This window comes from Streptomyces sp. E11-3 (genome assembly GCF_046540415.1).
In the GTDB taxonomy this organism is placed as follows: Bacteria; Actinomycetota; Actinomycetes; order Streptomycetales; family Streptomycetaceae; genus Streptomyces.
Window position 1 is genome coordinate 1 of the sequence record NZ_JAZGRL010000259.1, and the last position, 561, is coordinate 561.

Below are 561 nucleotides of genomic sequence, written 5' to 3' on the forward strand. Positions count from 1 at the left end.
AGGAACAACCTCGCCACCTGGCGGGGGCGTGCGGGGGACGCGACCGGGGCCGCAGAGGCGTACGAGCAACTTCGTGATGCTCGCCGACGACTCAAGGGCGAGAACCATCCCGATACATTTGCGGCTTGGGGCAGCTTCGCCCATTGGCGGGGCCAGGCGGCGGATGTGGCAGGGGCTGTCACCACGACCGAGCAACTCCTGGAGCACATGGTGCGGGTACTGGGCGACGACCACCCCCACGTGCCGATTATCAGGCGCAACCTCGCCCACTGGCGGAAGGAGGCGGAGAGAGCACCCGGGGTGTCGCGTCACGATCGTTCCTGACGCATGAAGATCGTCACCTTGGCGGCCTGCCGGGAAACGAGACGGGTAGCTATGGCAATTATCGGGCCGGGGCGCGGGTCACCGGGTACCCAGGGGGCCAAGTGGGCTCACGTAGCGAGCTTGGTGGTTCTGTGGCCGCTTGCGGCGCTCCTCTGCGCCGCGCTTGCCAAGTCTCACCCGGTGCCGGTAGCACCCGCCTGCTATGCCTTCCTCGGTGGGGTGGCGGCGTGGCTGGGG

Annotated in this window: 1 pseudogene; it reads left to right on the forward strand. The window is 68.1% G+C overall.

Going from position 1 to position 561, the window contains the following annotated elements:
• Positions 1 to 324: pseudogene (locus U9R90_RS36730) on the forward strand (tetratricopeptide repeat protein); the annotation flags it as partial.
• Positions 325 to 561 lie beyond the last annotated feature (237 nt).